The sequence below is a fragment of the Paraburkholderia flagellata genome (genome assembly GCF_021390645.1).
GTDB classification, from domain to species: domain Bacteria; phylum Pseudomonadota; class Gammaproteobacteria; order Burkholderiales; family Burkholderiaceae; genus Paraburkholderia; species Paraburkholderia flagellata.
The window spans coordinates 960,108-975,771 of sequence record NZ_JAJEJT010000003.1; the positions used below are offsets into that span (position 1 = coordinate 960,108).

The 15,664-nt window shown below is 64.6% G+C and carries 16 protein-coding genes; 12 read left to right on the forward strand and 4 right to left on the reverse strand.

Annotation, left to right across the window (positions count from 1 at the left end; all coding sequences use genetic code 11):
• The first annotated feature begins 86 nt into the window (after positions 1-86).
• Positions 87-1,355 (forward strand): MFS transporter, encoded by a 1,269-nt coding sequence (locus L0U83_RS28015; protein ID WP_267939591.1) that lies wholly within the window; start codon positions 87-89, stop codon positions 1,353-1,355.
• 74 nt (positions 1,356-1,429) lie between these two features.
• Here the strand turns inward: L0U83_RS28015 and L0U83_RS28020 are convergent, their stop codons facing one another.
• Complete coding sequence (locus L0U83_RS28020) at positions 1,430-1,660, reverse strand: hypothetical protein (RefSeq protein ID WP_233887398.1); 231 nt, start codon at positions 1,658-1,660, stop codon at positions 1,430-1,432.
• Between the two features lie 260 nt (positions 1,661-1,920).
• On the opposite strand from L0U83_RS28020, the gene L0U83_RS28025 reads away from it, so the two are divergent.
• The 6 genes from L0U83_RS28025 to L0U83_RS28050 all read left to right on the forward strand — a co-directional run bounded on the left by L0U83_RS28025 (position 1,921) and on the right by L0U83_RS28050 (position 6,268).
• Complete coding sequence (locus L0U83_RS28025; RefSeq protein ID WP_233887399.1) at positions 1,921-2,361, forward strand: FecR family protein; 441 nt, start codon at positions 1,921-1,923, stop codon at positions 2,359-2,361.
• Between the two features lie 5 nt (positions 2,362-2,366).
• Positions 2,367-2,972 (forward strand): OmpA family protein, encoded by a 606-nt coding sequence (locus tag L0U83_RS28030; RefSeq protein ID WP_233887400.1) that lies wholly within the window; start codon positions 2,367-2,369, stop codon positions 2,970-2,972.
• A gap of 42 nt (positions 2,973-3,014) precedes the next feature.
• Positions 3,015-4,478, forward strand: a complete 1,464-nt coding sequence (locus tag L0U83_RS28035) for a CHASE2 domain-containing protein (protein ID WP_233887401.1) — start codon at positions 3,015-3,017, stop codon at positions 4,476-4,478.
• A 95-nt stretch (positions 4,479-4,573) separates the two neighbouring features.
• Entirely contained in the window at positions 4,574-5,008 is a 435-nt protein-coding gene (locus L0U83_RS28040) for a CidA/LrgA family protein (protein ID WP_233887402.1), read from the forward strand.
• Positions 5,009-5,054: 46 nt separating this feature from the next.
• Positions 5,055-5,792: an LrgB family protein gene (locus tag L0U83_RS28045; RefSeq protein ID WP_233887403.1), complete on the forward strand. Its 738-nt coding sequence runs from the start codon at positions 5,055-5,057 to the stop codon at positions 5,790-5,792.
• Between the two features lie 68 nt (positions 5,793-5,860).
• Positions 5,861-6,268, forward strand: coding sequence for a DUF1801 domain-containing protein (locus L0U83_RS28050; protein ID WP_233887404.1), 408 nt, complete (start codon positions 5,861-5,863; stop codon positions 6,266-6,268).
• A gap of 10 nt (positions 6,269-6,278) precedes the next feature.
• Here L0U83_RS28050 and L0U83_RS28055 read toward each other — a convergent pair whose 3' ends face one another.
• Together L0U83_RS28055 and L0U83_RS28060 are read right to left on the reverse strand one after the other, a co-directional pair.
• On the reverse strand, positions 6,279-7,382 hold the full coding sequence (locus L0U83_RS28055; protein WP_233887405.1) for a Rieske 2Fe-2S domain-containing protein: 1,104 nt from the start codon (positions 7,380-7,382) through the stop codon (positions 6,279-6,281).
• Between the two features lie 133 nt (positions 7,383-7,515).
• A complete protein-coding gene (locus L0U83_RS28060) occupies positions 7,516-8,433 on the reverse strand; it encodes a LysR family transcriptional regulator (RefSeq protein ID WP_233887406.1) in 918 nt (305 codons plus the stop codon).
• A gap of 83 nt (positions 8,434-8,516) precedes the next feature.
• Here L0U83_RS28060 and L0U83_RS28065 point away from each other — a divergent pair, with 83 nt between their 5' ends.
• Positions 8,517-9,443, forward strand: coding sequence for a carbon-nitrogen hydrolase family protein (locus tag L0U83_RS28065; RefSeq protein WP_233887407.1), 927 nt, complete (start codon positions 8,517-8,519; stop codon positions 9,441-9,443).
• A 12-nt stretch (positions 9,444-9,455) separates the two neighbouring features.
• On the opposite strand, the gene ehuR is transcribed toward L0U83_RS28065, so the two are convergent.
• The gene (gene ehuR / locus L0U83_RS28070; RefSeq protein ID WP_233887408.1) at positions 9,456-10,904 is read right to left on the reverse strand and encodes a MocR-like ectoine utilization transcription factor EhuR; all 1,449 of its coding nucleotides are present in this window, start codon (positions 10,902-10,904) and stop codon (positions 9,456-9,458) included.
• A gap of 250 nt (positions 10,905-11,154) precedes the next feature.
• On the opposite strand from ehuR, the gene L0U83_RS28075 reads away from it, so the two are divergent.
• From L0U83_RS28075 to L0U83_RS28090, 4 genes are all read left to right on the forward strand, one after another.
• Positions 11,155-12,294, forward strand: a complete 1,140-nt coding sequence (locus L0U83_RS28075; RefSeq protein ID WP_233887409.1) for a mandelate racemase/muconate lactonizing enzyme family protein — start codon at positions 11,155-11,157, stop codon at positions 12,292-12,294.
• A gap of 82 nt (positions 12,295-12,376) precedes the next feature.
• Complete coding sequence (locus L0U83_RS28080) at positions 12,377-13,417, forward strand: ABC transporter substrate-binding protein (protein ID WP_233887410.1); 1,041 nt, start codon at positions 12,377-12,379, stop codon at positions 13,415-13,417.
• A gap of 92 nt (positions 13,418-13,509) precedes the next feature.
• Entirely contained in the window at positions 13,510-14,646 is a 1,137-nt protein-coding gene (locus L0U83_RS28085; RefSeq protein ID WP_233887411.1) for a porin, read from the forward strand.
• Between the two features lie 81 nt (positions 14,647-14,727).
• A complete protein-coding gene (locus tag L0U83_RS28090) occupies positions 14,728-15,660 on the forward strand; it encodes a LysR substrate-binding domain-containing protein (protein WP_233887412.1) in 933 nt (310 codons plus the stop codon).
• Positions 15,661-15,664 lie beyond the last annotated feature (4 nt).

The window sequence follows — 15,664 nt, forward strand, 5'->3', positions numbered from 1 at the left end:
ACAAAAAATACCCGCGCGCCCTCGTCAACCCTCCAAGGAGGAGACACGTGAATTCGGACACCGAAGCAATCGTCACACGCAAACTGATGTGGCGCATCATCCCGTTCGTCATGCTGCTCTATTTCGTGAGCTTCCTCGACCGGGTCAACGTCGGCTTCGCGGCAATGACGATGAATAAGGCGATTGGCCTTTCGCCCACGGCGTTCGGCTTCGGCGGCGGGCTATTCTTCATCGGCTACTTTCTGTTCGAAGTGCCTTCGAACCTCATTTTGCACCGCGTGGGCGCGCGCATCTGGATCGCGCGCGTCATGGTCACGTGGGGTATTGTCTCGGCGGCCTCCGCATTCGTGACCGGGCCCACGAGTTTCTATGCACTGCGCTTTTTGCTTGGCGTGGCGGAAGCGGGCTTTTTCCCCGGCATCATCCTCTATCTGAGCCTCTGGTTCCCGACGAAGCAGCGCGCGGCAGCCGCGGCATGGTTCATGGCGGCCGCGCCGATCTCGACCGCGCTCGGCTCGCCCATTTCGGGCGCGCTCATGCAACTGCCGCGCATGTTCGGTCTCGCCAACTGGCAACTGCTTTACGTGATCGAAGCGGTTCCCGCCGTGCTTCTGGGTTTCGTGGTCCTGAAGGTCCTCACCGATACGCCTTCCAAAGCGCGCTGGCTGCAGCCGCAAGAGCGCGACTGGCTAATGGCGAAGCTCGCAGATGAAGCGCGGGCGCGCGAGAGCCACACGGGCCACACGGCAGGCGCGCTGAGCGCCCTGCGCGACCCGCGCGTGCTGGCGCTCGCGCTGATCTACTTCGGCACCTCGGCGGGCCTCTACACGCTTGGTCTGTGGGCGCCGCTCATCATCCGGCAATACGGCTTCAGCTCGCTCGAAACGGGCCTGCTGAACGCGATACCGAGCATCGTCGCAGTCGTCGTCATGATTCTCTGGGCGCGGCACTCCGACCGCACGGCGGAGCGCACCTGGCACGTCGTGATTCCCTGTGTGCTCGCATGCGTGGGTTTCGTCTTCGCGGGGCAGGCCAGCACGGCGCTGATGATCGTGCTGGCGCTCGTGGTGGTCAATATCGGCATCAGCGCCGCCAAGGCGCCGCTCTGGGCCATGCCGAGCATGTTTCTCTCCGGCGCGGGGGCAGCGGCAGGGATCGCCATGATCAATTCGATCGGCAATCTCGGCGGGTTCGTGGGACCCGTCGCGATCGGCTGGCTGAAGACTCAGACCGGGGGTTATGCCGCGGGCTTGTACGTCGTTGGCGCGACGCTCGCGCTTTCCGCGGTGGTGACGTTGATGCTGAGCCGCAAGGCGAGCCAGCCAATGATGGCGCAAGTGAAGCACGATCACTGAGGGGGCGGCCTCTCGCGCGGCTCGCAAAACCTGGCATCGGCTGGGCACGTCGGACCTTACCGATGCACCTGAAATTACCTGCTGCCACACGCAACGACATACGCAAGCAGGAACGGCATGAACAACAACGTACCGCTAACGAGGCCCTTGATCTGGGCCGTGCGTTCGTCATCCTGTTCGACGGCCGTCTCCACCGCGGCACGCTCGTCGGCTGCAAACGTTTCCTCGGCGGGCGCGAACGAGTACAGCGTCTGAACACGATTGAGCAGGTGCGAATGATCGATCAGCGATGAAAGCGGGCTCATGACGGTTCTCCGGGACAAGTTGGTTGCGGGACAGGTATCAGGATAGGGAGTCCGCCGCGCGCGCCATATCGAATGATTTCGAGATGTGGTGTGGCGCCCTGACGCACCGCTTGGGCCACAGTGGACTATGTGCGCTAACGCACAGAGCGGTCCACGCGGAATCCCTATCCTCGCCAGGTGCCCGAGAGAGCCGGCGCTATCCCTCACGATCGTTTCGCCAAACGGTATCGCCAGTGCGTAGCCAAGCCATCAAATATGCCTTGCTTCTCGCCTGCGGGTGGCCGCCAGTCTTCGACGCGCACGCAGCCGATGCTATTGGCATAGTCAAGACGCTCAAAGGCTCGGTGCATATCGAACGTGCGAGCCAACCGGTGAGCGTTGCGGTCGGCAGCGAGGTGTTCGCAAGCGACCGCGTCCTGACCGGGCAGGCATCTTCCGTTGGCATCACGCTGCGCGACAACACGCTGCTGACCGAGGGCGCCAACTCCGTTCTCGATCTCAACAAGTTCGCATTCAACACCACCACCTACGACGGCGCGCTCGACGTGAGCATCAAGCGCGGCTCGCTCGCCGTGGTCGACGGCAAGCTCGCGAAGGCCAATCCGGAAGCCGTGCGCTACAGCACGCCCACCACGACGCTCGGCGTGCGGGGCACCGAATTCATCATCGAGGTAGGGGGAAGCGGGGAGAACGATCATTGAAGACAATGAAAGCAGAACACTGGCTGTCGCGGTGCCTGACGCTCTCACTATGCTTGTGCCTCCTCGCATGCAGCACGCCCGACAAGATCACGCTGCTGCCCAATCCGGACGGCAGCGTCGGCAACGTGATCGTGCATAGCGGCAGCAAGACGCAAGTCATCGACAAGGCCTACACGCGCGCGGATGTTTCGAAAGGCGGCGCGATCGAGCAAACCGCCGATAACAAGGCCGCCGTTGAGACGCACTACGGCGATCTGCTTGCAGCCGAGCCGCCCCGCCCGAGAACGTTCACGATCAATTTCGTTTTTGATTCCGCCACACAGCTCGCACCCGAGTCCGCGGCCACCGTTACGGATTTGAAGAAAGTATTGGCGACTTGGCCCGCCCCTCACCTCACAGTGGTCGGCCACACCGATATGGCGGGCTCGCAAGAGTTCAACGACCGGCTTTCCATGCGCAGGGCGCAAAGCGTAGCGTCGTTTCTGGTGAAGTCCGGCATACCCGCGCAGCAGATCGAAGTTGCCGGCCGGGGCAAGCGCGAGCCGCTCGTCCATACCGCTGACGGCGTGCCCAATCAGGCGAACCGGCGCGCGGTCATCACCGTTCAGTAATCCATATCGATACGCGGTGCTCCTCATCAAGCCCATGCCACCATGAAACGCTACCGCAACTCATGCATCGCGTTCGTCAGGCGCTTGATGCGGGCGGGCAAGGGGCGCCCCTGGGCGCTCGCGGTGCTCGTGACGTTTCTGTTCATCAACCTGTGCAGCGAATGGCCCGGCGACGTTGCTCGCCCCGCCTTTCTCGACACGCTCATCGACGTGTTGCCCGATACCTTCGGCTCCGCGCGCCAGCTTCTTTTCGACCACTATCAGCGCCGCTTTCCACGCGTGCCGACCACACAACCGGTGACGATCGTCGAGATCGACGACAAGACGCTCGAAGCCTTCGGCCAATGGCCCTGGCCGCGCAACCGCCTCGCTGGCCTCGTCGATGCGATCGAGGCGAACAAACCGCTGGCAATCGGACTTGACATCTACATGCCCGAGCCCGACCAAACCTCGCCTGGCAACGTGGCCGACAACTTGCCCGCCTCGGAAGCGGCGCTCGCCACACAACTGCGCGCGCTGCCCAGCCACGAGCGTATTCTCGCGACCGCGTTGCGCGCGTCGCCTTCTATCCTGGGCGCGGCGGCGTTCGACTATGCGACATCCACGACACGTACCGACATTCTGAGCGCCCCCGTGCTCGTGCACGGCTCGGATGCGCTCGCGAACGTTCACCGCTTCGACTACGTGCTCGCGAGCCTTCCCGAACTGCAGGGCGCGGCCCACGGCCAGGCCATGCTCAACGTCGCGCAGGAACAGGGCACGGTACGGCGCATTCCGCTCGTGCTGGGTCTTCGCGACAAGCTCGTGCCTGGTCTGCCTATAGAAATGTTGCGCGTGGCCACCGGCTCTCCAGCCATCGAGGTGTTTGCGGGCCAATCGGGCGTACGGGCCGTGGGCGTGGCGGACGTGCGGGTGCCCACGCAACCCGACGGCGATATCTGGCTGCATTTCGCCTCCATCGCGAGCACGCAGCAGCGCTATGTTTCCGCGAGCGACGTGCTGAAAGGCAAGGTCGACGCGAGCCGCATCCGTAACAAGCTGATACTCGTCGGTCTCACCGGCACGGGCTTGACCGACATGCGCACGACCGCGCTAGGCGAACTGGTGCCCGGCATCGAGATTCAGGCACAGGTGATCGAGACGATTTTCGAGGGGCGTTTCCTGCAGCGTCCGGACTGGCTGATCTGGTGTGAGACGGCCTTCATTCTGGTGCTCGGCCTGCTCTTCATCTGGTATATGCCGCGCAGCGATTCGAGGCTCGCCGTATTCATGCGCACCGTGCCGAAAGCGTCCGCGATCATCGGCCTTACGCTTAACTTGTTGACGCTTTCGGTTTGCTTCCTCGTATTCCGGTATTTCGGCTTCCTTGTCGATGCCGCATCGATCTTCATCATCCTCTCCGCGGTCATGGGCAGCTTCTTCACCATCTCCCTCATGGAGCCGGAAGCGCAAAAAGCATCCAGCTCCGTCACAACGGCCGGAACGGGCGCGTCGATCAACACTTAACGATTTCTTCAGTTGCTGTCCATGTTTTCGTTCACGTGGCGGGCGGATACTGCCTGCGTGTCGTTGCGTTCGATGCGTTCGTTCGGAGCTTCCCGATGCGCCACTTCGCCCATGCCCCAACGCATGCCCCCGCGCCAATCAAGGCGGACCTCGCGTTCGTGCGCACATTCGCGCTGCTTGTCGCGCTGCAGGGCGCAGGAGAATGGATCGCCTGGATCGTGCGCGTGCCCATTCCCGGCCCGGTCATCGGCCTCGTGCTGCTGCTCTGCCTGCTTTCCGCGGCGCCTCGGGTCGAGCGCCACGTGGCAGGTCCGGCACTTGGGTTGCTGAATCATCTTTCGCTTTTGTTTATCCCCGCTGGCGCCGGTGTATTCGCGCTTGGCGGCGTGTTGAAAGGTCAACTATTCGCAATCGCTGTCGCCATCGTGGTGAGCACCGCGCTTTCGATCGCCGCAGGCGGACTCGTGACCTGCGCGTTGCTCGAAAGGAAAACGAAACAATCGATGCAGTCCGCGAAGGTCGAACAGTAGGCGGCTTCGGCGGCTTTGCGCCGGGTATGCCGCGAGGAGACCCATCATGCCTGAACATACGGCACCCGCCTTCATCGGCGCGTGGCTCACGCGTTCGGATGTGCCCGCCATCGCCACGACTATTGGCGTCTATCTGCTCGCCTGCTGGATACACCAGCGCTGCGGGCGCAATCCCTTAGCAAATCCTGTCGCGATCGCGGTCCTGCTGCTCACCGGCCTGCTGAAGATAGCTGGCGTTCCTTACGAGGCCTACTTCGAGCACGCGCGCTTCATTCATTTTCTGCTCGGCCCGGCGATCGTGGCGCTCGCTGTTCCGCTCCATCGTCAACTGCATAAACTGCGCGAAGCGTTCGTTCCGCTAGTGTTCGGCCTGCTCGCCGGCAGTTGCGTGGCCGTCGTTTCAGCGGTGGCGATCGCCGTGCTGTTCGGCTGCCAGCCCGCAACGGTCGCCTCCCTCGCCCCCAAGTCGGTCACCGCCGCCATTGGCATGCTGATTTCCGCGAAAGTGGGCGGCATGCCCGCGCTGACCGCCGCCATCGTGATCGCCACTGGCATTTCGGGCGCCGTGATGGGGACCTTCGTCCTTGGCGTGCTCGGCGTACGACGCGACGACGCGCGCGGCTTCGCGATTGGCGTCGCGTCGCATGGCATCGGCACGGCGCGCGCGTTCCAGATCAGCGAGGAAGCGGGTGCGTTCGCCGGGCTCGGCATGGCGATGAACGGCACGATTTCCGCGCTCGTCTTGCCCTTCGTGCTTCCCTTGGTCATCGCGCACGTCACCTGATGCGCAGAGTGCTACATTACGTTCCTGATCGCCCGGCGACGGGAAGCCATGCAAGGCACGGAGCGCGAATGACCCCATCAGAACGTATTGACCATCTAATCGTGGAACTCACCGACTGGCGCCGCGAAACCTTCACCGCTATGCGCGAGGCCATTCTCGAAGCCGACCCGGCGATCGTCGAAGAATGGAAATACATGGGTAGCCCCGTGTGGTATCGGGACGGCATGATCGCAGTGGGCAATGCGCACAAAGGCAAGGTCAAGCTCACGTTCCTGTACGGCGCGAGCCTGCCCGACCCGAACAAGCTCTTCAACGCCGGGCTCGACGGCAACGCGCGACGCGCCATCGACTATCTCGAGGGCGACAAGGTCGACAAGCGCGCGCTGAAGGCGCTTATTCGCGCGGCAATCGAATTCAACCAGGGCAAAGCGAAGAAAAAAGCGCCTGCGAAACCGCGCGCCAGTAAAACCGCCTGACGTGAGCGCCTCAGACTTCGCTAACCTCGCGAATGGGAATCACGGTGCGCTCGCCGCATTCGCGCAGCAGGTCGCGCAATTCGTTGATGACGGGAAAAACTTCGTGATTCCAGTCGGCGCCCTGGTTGTCGTGCGCGGCCTGTTCGAGTTCCACGATGGTGCGGTCTTCCTTGAAGATGCGCTCCGTGAACCAGACCAGCAGCGGCCACGCCGCGTCTAGCAGAAACGGCACGGCAGGCCGGCGCACAGAAAGGAGTCCGAAAGTCCGGTTCGTGCGCTGCTGCGCATCGAGCGGAACATAAACGATCCACAGGTCCATGAGGAGCGAGTCGTCGCTCGAGCGGATTTTGAGCGTTTGATACGGATATTCCGTGCGGATGGTCATCACGCTCTGATCGCTCGGGTCCGCGCGGTTCTTGCTCGCGCCGAAGACGAGCGCCTCGCCCGCGGGCTGCTTGCCCGCCATGCGCACGAACGTGTAATCCACTTCAATGGAAGTCTCGCCGCGCCGCCGGCCGAGCGAGCGTGCCCGCATCTGGCCCATCTGGCGGCGGTGGAGAAACTGGTGATTCATGTCCATCAGATTCTCGTGCATGAACGAGTAGTGGCACTTCACCTCCTGGCCGAAGCGGCGCGTCTTGTAGGCCTTGTCCGTTACCGAATCCAGCACGGGCAGCGGACAGTCTTCAGCGAGCGTGGCGTTGCCGGGAAAAACGAAGATCATGCCGTGCGCCTCGCGGCACGGATAGGCGCGCACGCCGTTGGGCAGGCGCTCGCGGCCGAGGTAGGGCACGTCCACGCATTGGCCCGAACAATCGTAGGTCCAGCCGTGGTAGCCGCAGCGAAGCGACTCGCCGTCCACCACGCCCGCATGCAGCGGCACCTGGCGGTGGGCACAGCGGTCTTCGAGCGCGTACGCCGTGCCTGACGCGGTGCGAAAGAGCACGATGGGCTCGCCGGCGAAATGCGTACCCAGCGTCTTGCCAGGCTTGAGTTCGCGCGACCAGGCGAGCGGATACCAGTGATCGGGATGAATGGGTACTCGGCGCAGGTCGCGCGGTTCTTGCGAATGTGACTCGATCGTGTAGCCGTCAGGGAAAGGCATTGCGCGCATGCGGAGAAGCTCCTTGTGGAGTCCGTCGATATCGTCGTTATCGCTGCTATCGTCGTTATGGGAAATCAATGGTTGGGCGCAAATCTCGTGCCCGATCATTCAACGCGAATGCCGCCTGGGTGTCGATCAGTGTTTAGCCGGTGTTTTTTGTCGGAAAGCACGCGATGATGGCGGCTTGAACCTTGACGATGGCGGCGTCGCGCAGCGAACTGTTGCGCCATCCGAGTTCCACCGGATAGCACGGCAGATCGATCGGACACGCAAGCAGTTTCAGTCCGGCCACGCGCGCGATCGCCTCGGCCGCGTGGCGCGGAATCGTGGCGACGCTGCGCGTGCCCTTGAGCAGGAAGGGCAACGCGGCGAAATGCGTCGTAGAGGCCACCACATTGCGCTTCAGGCCGCGCGCGGCGAGGCCCTCATCGACGATCCCTACCACGCCGCCGGACGACACCAGGATGTGCCCTCTCGACACGTAGTCGCCAAGCGTCAAGCGCCGCGGCGTGCGCGGCGCGTCGTCCACGAGGCACGCATAGCTGCCCTCGCCGAGCACCCGGTGGCTCAGCCCGCGCGAAGCGAAGCCGCCCGCGGCGACCGCGAGATCCATCTCCTGATTCGCGAGCGCGTCGGCGACGATCTGGCTGTGCGTCTGGCGAAAGATGATGCGCAGGCCTGGCGCGCTCGCTTCCAGCGTTTCGATGATGCGCCTGCCGATGGCCACCTCGAAGTCGTCGGAGAGCCCGATCGAGACCGCGCGTCCATGAAACGTGGTCGCGTCGGGCGAGGCAATCGCGAGGCTATGGCGGCAACGGTCGAGCGCTTCACTGATCACGGGCTTGAGCTCCTGCGCGCGCGAGGTCGGCGCGAGCCCGCGCCCGGTACGCACAAAGAGCGTGTCCGCATAGAGCGCGCGCAGACGCCTGAGCGCCGCGCTCACGGCGGACTGCGTCATGTCGAGGCGAATCGCGGCGCGGCTCGCCCCGCCCTCCTCGAACAGCGCCTCGAATATTTTCAGCAGATTCAGGTCCACGCCTGCGATATCAAACTGGTTCATATCACTTAGTATCGATATACGTTCTCGCGATTTTATCGCCGTGGAAAGATGTGAGCTGTCCACACCCCTGGGAGCACGCCATCATGGCCAAGTCGAAAGTCGCCGCGCTGCAGATCGGTTCGTCCGCCGCCGGCAAAGCGCACACGCTGGAACAGATTCTCTCCTTCGAAGCGCAGATCCGCGCCTCGGGCGCGAAGCTCGTGGTCATGCCCGAGGCGTTGCTCGGCGGTTACCCGAAAGGAGAAATATTCGGCACGCGCCTGGGCTACCGCCTGCCCGAAGGCCGCGAAGCATTCGCGCGCTACTACGAGAACGCGATCGACGTGCCGGGCGCGGAAACCGAAGTACTCGCCGAGCTTTCGACGCGTTGCGGCGCGTCGCTCGTGATCGGCGTGATCGAGCGCGATGGCAGCACGCTCTTTTGCACCGCGCTCTTCTTCAATCCGGGCGAGGGGCTCGTGGCGAAGCACCGCAAGCTCATGCCCACCGGCACCGAACGGCTCATCTGGGGGCAAGGCGACGGCTCGACGCTGCCCACCGTACGCACGGAATCCGGCGTAGCGGGCGCCGCGATCTGCTGGGAAAACCACATGCCGCTGTTGCGCACGGCGATGTACGCGAAGGGCGTGCAGATCTGGTGCGCGCCCACCGTGGACGAGCGCGACATCTGGCAGTGCTCCATGCGCCACATTGCGCACGAAGGGCGCTGCTTCGTGATCAGCGCGTGCCAGGTGCAGCCCTCGCCCGCGGCGCTCGGCGTCGAGGTGCCGGGCTGGGACGAGAACCGGCCGCTCATCAATGGCGGCAGCTTGATCGTCGGGCCGCTTGGCGACGTGCTGGCCGGACCGTTGCGCGGTGAAACCGGGCTCGTCGTCGCGGAGATCGACACCGATGAACTCACTCGCGCCCGCTACGATTTCGACGTGGTGGGGCACTATGCGCGGCCCGACGTGTTCTCGCTTTCGGTCGATGAGCGGCGCAAGCGATCGGTATCGTTCATCGTCGAATAAAACCTCGCGGCGTTACGCCGAATAAAGCCCTTCCGGCCCGTTGCGCAGCGTGCGCGCCAGCAGTTCCAGCCCCTCGCGCAGCGCCTCGTGGCTGCGCGCGCCGCCCAGGCTCAAGCGCACCGCGTGCGGCGCCGATCCGCGCCCGATCACGAAGCTGTCCGCCGTTTTCGCGAGCACGCCGGCCTGACGCAGCGCCGCCGAGAATTCGGCGGCGCGCCAGGGCTCGGCGAGCGGCAGCCAGAGATGCGGGCTTGCCGGATCGGTGCGATACGTCCAGTCCGCCAGCACCTCGGCGGCGATCGCGTGACGCGCGTCCACCTGCTCGCGCTGCTGCGCGACGAGGCGATCGATCTCGCCATCCACGATCCAGCGCGCCGCAATTTCCGCGGAGAGCGGCGACGTCATCCAGCAATCGCTGCGTATTACCGCGAGGATCTTGCCGACCCAGTCCTGCGGCGCCTGCACGTAGCCAATGCGCAAGCCCGGCGCGACCGCCTTCGAAAGACTGCTGATGACGATGCCATGCTCGGGCAGACGCGCCGCGAGCGGTGTGGGCGGCGCACTGAGCAAGGCGGCGGGCACGAGATCCTCGATCACGACGAGATGATGTCGCACGGCGATCTCGGCGATCATCGCGCGGCGCGCTTCGGAAAGTGTTGCCGTGGTCGGGTTGTGCAGCGTCGGCACACAAAAGAGCGCGCGCGGCGCGAGCAGGCCGCACGCGCGCTCGAGCGCGGCGGGCACGATGCCTTCCTCGTCGATTTCGATGCCGACGAGATTCAGCCGTAACTGCCGTGCGAGCGCGACGATGCCGGGATAGCTCAACGCTTCGGCGAAAATCGTGTCGCCTGGACGCAGCACCGCGCGCAGCACACAGGCAAGACCGTGCTGCGCGCCCTGCGTGACCAGCACGCGCTCGGCGGCCACCGTGCAGCCCATGCGCGCGAGCCAGCGCGCACCCGCCTCGCGGTGCGAGCGGCGGCCGCCTTCGGGCTGATATAGCAGCAGTTCGCCCGCCAGCCGCTCGTCGGCGGCCAGTTCGCGCAAGGTCTGTGTCAGCAGGAAGGCTTCGTCGGTCGGCATCGGCACGTTCTGGCCGAGATCGATCAGGCGTCCCGGTGCATAGACGCCCGGCGCACCCGCGGTGATCGCCGCAGCCCGCTCGCTCGACTCGGGCGCGGGTCGCGTGCGGTCCTGCATGCGCGCGCCGTCTGCGTCGGGCTCGGCCACATAGGTGCCGTCGCCCACACGCGCCACCACCAGGCCGCCGCGCTCCAGTTCCGCATACGCGCGGCTCACCGTGCCGGTCGTGACGTTGAGCTTCTTCGCGAGCAGCCGGTGCGCGGGCAGCTTTTCTCCGGGCAGCATCTGCCCGCCGTGAATGGCCTGCGCATAGGCCTGGGCGATCGCCCGGTACTTGGGTTCGCTGCTGCGTGAGAGCGTGGGCATCCAGCCGTTCATGGTTTTCCCGAAGGAGAAAAGCACGCCGCGGCACGGCGCGGCGGCTGCGTCATTATCGCGCCCAATTCGCGGAAATGAAGGCTGTCATTTACTTCAATTGACTTCATTGAGTGCGTGAAATTGACCCTCTAGGATGCCGTAACGCCTGACAAGGCCAAGGAGACAATCGCCCGCCCACGGCGTGCAGCATGCGTACCTTCATACGTAAGTTACGCAATGTTGCGCCCTTCCCGGCGGCGCGCCACGCGCCATGACGAACCGCATCGCCCGCATCACCGTGAGCCAGCACCGGCTGCCGCTCGACCCGCCGTTCCCCGCCTCGTGGGACAGCCGCCCGCGGCACGCCTTCCCGGCGACGATTGTGCGCGTGGAAGACGACGAAGGCCGCGTGGGCATCGGCTCCGGCGACGCCATGTACGGGTTCGACGACTACCGCGACCTTTTCATCGGCGCAGACCCGCTCGATCTGGCGCGGCACTCCGCAGTGCTCGACAACCTCAGCTTCCACGCAGGCCGCCTTTGGCCGCTCGACGTCGCGCTTTGGGACCTCGCCGGCAAAATTCGCGGCGAGCCTTGCTGGCAAATGGCCGGCGGCCGTTCGAGGCGGGTGCGCGCGTATGCGTCTTCAGGCGTGCATCGCACGCTCGAAGGCATGGCGCAGTGGGCCGAGCATGCCGTCGCGCGCGGCTTCCCGGCGCTCAAGGTGCGCTTTGGCCGACCGACTTTGGCCGACGATCTCGCCGCGCTCGCGGCCGTGCGCGAAGCCGCGGGCGACGCCATCGAACTCATGGTCGATTGCAACCAGGGCTGGCGCATGCCCTGGGACACCCAGGCGCCGTGGCGCGCCGACGAAGCACTCGCCGTGATCCGGCAAATCGAAAAGTATCGCGTGTACTGGGTCGAAGAACCGCTGCATCGCGGCGACTACGCCGGCCACGCGCAGTTGCGCAAGCAAGTGGAAGGACTCGGCATCCGTATCGCAGGCGGCGAGATGACGCGCGACGCGCACGAATTCGCGGCGCTCCTCGCGCACGACTGTCTCGATGTCTATCAGCCTGATGTCGTCTGCACGCTTGGCATGGAAGGCGCGCGACGGCTCGCGGCGCAAATCGAAGCGCACGGCAAGGTGTTCACGCCGCATACGTGGGGCAACGGCATTGGCCTCGCGGCGAACCTGCATGTCGTGGCGGGCGCCGCGCAAGCGCCGTTCGTCGAGTTTCCGTACGACCCGCCCGAATGGACGCCTGCGCGGCGCGACTTCCCAATCAAGCACGTGATCGACATCGACGCGAATGGCTGGATCGAGCTCAGCGATGCGCCGGGCCTTGGCATCGAACTCGACGAAGCCATGCTCGCCGCCACACGCGCACACGACAGCCGTTACGACTGAAGCATGACGGGGCATGGCACCGGCGAGGTGCCAGCCCATATATGAAGCATTCCAAAACATTTCAATAAAACGGAGACACGCAATGAAAAGCTTGACGTCCCTCTTACGCGCGGCCTGCCTCGCGGCGCCGCTCGCGCTCGCCGCCCTGCCTGCGCACGCCGCCGGCACCTGGTGCAGCAGCGGCAAGCCCGTGCGCTTCGCGGGCATCACGTGGGAAAGCGGCAACTTCACGAGCGAAGTGCTGCGCTACATCCTCAAGAACGGCTATAGCTGCCAGACCGACACCGTTCCCGGCAGCACCGCGGCGACCGAAACGGCGCTCTCGCGCAACGATCTGCAGGTCTGGGCCGAGCAGTGGACGGGCCGTTCGGAGATCATCGCGGGCGCGGTCAAGGCGGGCTCGGTCAAGCTCGTGGGCGACACGCTGCCGGGCGGCACGAAGGAAGGCTGGTACGTGCCCGACTATGTGGTGCACGGCGACGCGCAGCGCGGCATCAAGGCGAGCGCGCCCGACCTTCAATCCGTGAGCGATCTGCCCAAATACAAGGGCCTTTTCGTGGACGACGAGGAACCCGATCGCGGCCGCTTCCTCAACTGCCCCTCGGGCTGGGACTGCGAGCGCGTGAATACGCGCTTGCTCAAGCTGCTCAAGCTCGACGACACCTACACGAACTTCCGCCCCGGCACGGGCGCGGCGCTCGACGCGGCCATCTCCTCGGCCTACGCGCGCGGCAAGCCGATTCTCACCTACTACTGGGAGCCGGCCGCGCTGATGGCGAAGTACAAGTTCGTTCAGCTCAAAATGCCGCCATTCAACGAAGCGTGCTGGAAGACGCTGCGCGACGCCAACAGCGCGCAGCAATGCGCCTCGTCGTATCTGGTGTCGCAGCTGAAGATCGGCGTTTCGACACCGTTCTATCAGGCTGAGCCCGACGTGATGGCCTTCTTCTCGAAGGTGAGCTTGCCCATCGACTTCCTGAACACGACGATCCTCGACATGACCGAGCATAAGGTCGATGCACAGGACGAAGCGCTCAAGTTCCTCAAGCAGCACCCTGAGATGTGGAAGACCTGGGTGCCTGCAGATGTAGCGGCAAAGGTGCAGAAGTCGCTCGGCGCGTAAGTCCAATGCGCTGCATCAGATAAACGATATCAACCGGATACCGGTCAGAAGACGGCAGCCGCGCAACGCGGCTGCATGATAAGGATACTTAAATGAAGAAGAAGATTCTCGCGGCGCTGCCGCTGGCGCTCGCCGCAGCCGGCGCGCACGCGCAAAGCAGCGTGACGCTGTACGGCCTCATCGACCTTGGCGTGGACTATGCCAGCAATGTGGCGAACGGGGCGAACGGGCAACTCGTGCCGGGCACTGGCAGCAAGCTCGTTCAGATGCAAAGCGGCGTGCCCGCTGGCAGCCGCTGGGGTCTGCGCGGCTCCGAAGACCTGGGCGGCGGCTACTCCGCGATCTTCCGGCTCGAAAGCGGCTTCAATGCCGCGACGGGAGGACTCGGCGGCGGTCTCGCGTTTTCGCGTAACGCTTATGTCGGCTTCAAGTCGGATCAATACGGCCAGGTCACCTTCGGCAAGCAATGGGACGCCACCGTCGATCTGATCGAACCGTATTCGCTCAACGGCAACTACGGCGGCTGGTATTTCGCACACCCGAACGACATGGACAACCTCGACAACGGGTTCCCTGTCAACAACGCCGTGAAATACGTGAGCCCCGTGCTCGCCGGCTTCCAGTTCGAAGGCCACTACTCGTTTGGCGGCCAGGCGGGCCAGTTCTCGAACAACGCCTCGTATAGCGCGGCGGCGGCCTACACGCTCGGCTCGTTCAGCGCGGGCGTTGGCTACCTGCGCGTGAACGATCCGATCACGGCGGTTGCCGGTTATGGCAGCGGCGGCAGCTTCGTCAACTCGGTGTTCGGCGACGCGCTCGCTAACGCGCGCTACCAGGGCATCCTCTCGGCCGGCGCGTCGTATGTGATCGGCAGCCTCAAGCTGATGACGAACTACTCGAACGTGGACTTCTCTTCGGCCACCGGCAGCGGCGACCTGCACTTCCAGAACTTCGAAGTGGCCGGCACCTATGCGGTCACACCCGCCTTCACGGTGGGCGCGGGCTACACCTATACGGTGGGCCAGGACCACGCCACCGACAGCTCGCCGAAGTATCACCAGGTCAACCTGATCGGCCAGTACTCGCTGTCCAAGCGCACGTCGGTCTATGCGATGGGCGTGTACCAGCACGCGGCTGGCGCGGCAGAAAACGCGCAGATCACGGGATTCAACCCCTCGGGCACCGACAACCAGGCCGTTGCCCGCGTGGGTATCACGCACGCGTTCTAACAGTTTTATCGTAGTCCTTATCACTGAAAACGCGCCGGCGCGAGTGAACATGCGCCGGCGCTCTTGCATCGCGAGGTTTGCATGCGCCGCCTTCCCTCTTTATCGGCACTGCGCTCTTTCGAGGAGGCGAGCCGCACGCTCAGCTTCACCCGGGCCGCGCAGAACCTGCACGTGACGCAGGGGGCGATCAGCCGCCAGATTCGCCTGCTCGAAGACTATCTCGGCACGCCGCTCTTCATGCGGCATCATCACCGGCTCGAAATCACGGCTGCGGGCAAGCGTCTGCTGCCTACGCTCCAGGCCGCGTTCGACAGCATCGCCCACACGCTCGACACGATTCGCGCCGATCCATCGAACAGCCTGCTCAGTCTGAACGCCGCGCCCACGCTCGCCACGCGCTGGCTTACGCCGCGCCTGCGCAACTTCCAGCTGCGCCACCCTGATCTGCGCATCTCCATCACCAACGAATACGGGCCGCTGCACGGCACGGAGCGCAACGAGGATTGCCAGATCCGCTTCGGCATGGAACCGCTGCCGGGCGGCCAGAGCACGCTGCTCATGCGCGAGCGTCACGTGCTCGTCGGCTCGGCGCGCGAGTTCAGCCAGGCCGCCGCCGATCAATACGCGCTGCGCGAGATCCTCGCGCAGCATCCGTGGCTCTATATCCTCGATATCGACCGGCGCCTGCTGGTCTGGGAAGCGTGGCTCGAAGCCGCGGCGCTCGACGTGCAGATCGCGCCGCGCGGGGAACTGGAGTTCAGCACGCTCGATCAGGTGATACACGCGGCAGTGGCCGGTCTCGGCATTGCCGTGGCCGACCGGCACATGATCGCGCCCGAACTGGCGAACGGCACGCTCGTACAACTGAGCGAGGTGGAAGTGGTGGGGCCTTCGGGATACTGGCTCGATGTGCGGCCCGAAGTGCAGGACACACTACGCGTTCGCAACTTCAGCAACTGGCTGGTTGAGCACCACAGCGAACAACCCGGCGAGCACCGCGCGGTACGCAGCTAGTCCG

What these genes read in the sequence shown, in the direction of transcription:
- L0U83_RS28080 (WP_233887410.1), top strand. Translation starts at nt 12,377, where the DNA reads ATGAAAAGCTTGACGTCCCTCTTACGCGCGGCCTGCCTCGCGGCGCCG.
- L0U83_RS28060 (WP_233887406.1), bottom strand. Translation starts at nt 8,433, where the DNA reads ATGAACCAGTTTGATATCGCAGGCGTGGACCTGAATCTGCTGAAAATA.
- L0U83_RS28050 (WP_233887404.1), top strand. Translation starts at nt 5,861, where the DNA reads ATGACCCCATCAGAACGTATTGACCATCTAATCGTGGAACTCACCGAC.
- L0U83_RS28055 (WP_233887405.1), bottom strand. Translation starts at nt 7,382, where the DNA reads ATGCGCGCAATGCCTTTCCCTGACGGCTACACGATCGAGTCACATTCG.
- L0U83_RS28085 (WP_233887411.1), top strand. Translation starts at nt 13,510, where the DNA reads ATGAAGAAGAAGATTCTCGCGGCGCTGCCGCTGGCGCTCGCCGCAGCC.
- L0U83_RS28015 (WP_267939591.1), top strand. Translation starts at nt 87, where the DNA reads ATGTGGCGCATCATCCCGTTCGTCATGCTGCTCTATTTCGTGAGCTTC.
- L0U83_RS28030 (WP_233887400.1), top strand. Translation starts at nt 2,367, where the DNA reads ATGAAAGCAGAACACTGGCTGTCGCGGTGCCTGACGCTCTCACTATGC.
- L0U83_RS28020 (WP_233887398.1), bottom strand. Translation starts at nt 1,660, where the DNA reads ATGAGCCCGCTTTCATCGCTGATCGATCATTCGCACCTGCTCAATCGT.
- L0U83_RS28075 (WP_233887409.1), top strand. Translation starts at nt 11,155, where the DNA reads ATGACGAACCGCATCGCCCGCATCACCGTGAGCCAGCACCGGCTGCCG.
- L0U83_RS28065 (WP_233887407.1), top strand. Translation starts at nt 8,517, where the DNA reads ATGGCCAAGTCGAAAGTCGCCGCGCTGCAGATCGGTTCGTCCGCCGCC.
- L0U83_RS28045 (WP_233887403.1), top strand. Translation starts at nt 5,055, where the DNA reads ATGCCTGAACATACGGCACCCGCCTTCATCGGCGCGTGGCTCACGCGT.
- L0U83_RS28090 (WP_233887412.1), top strand. Translation starts at nt 14,728, where the DNA reads ATGCGCCGCCTTCCCTCTTTATCGGCACTGCGCTCTTTCGAGGAGGCG.
- ehuR (WP_233887408.1), bottom strand. Translation starts at nt 10,904, where the DNA reads ATGAACGGCTGGATGCCCACGCTCTCACGCAGCAGCGAACCCAAGTAC.
- L0U83_RS28035 (WP_233887401.1), top strand. Translation starts at nt 3,015, where the DNA reads ATGAAACGCTACCGCAACTCATGCATCGCGTTCGTCAGGCGCTTGATG.
- L0U83_RS28040 (WP_233887402.1), top strand. Translation starts at nt 4,574, where the DNA reads ATGCGCCACTTCGCCCATGCCCCAACGCATGCCCCCGCGCCAATCAAG.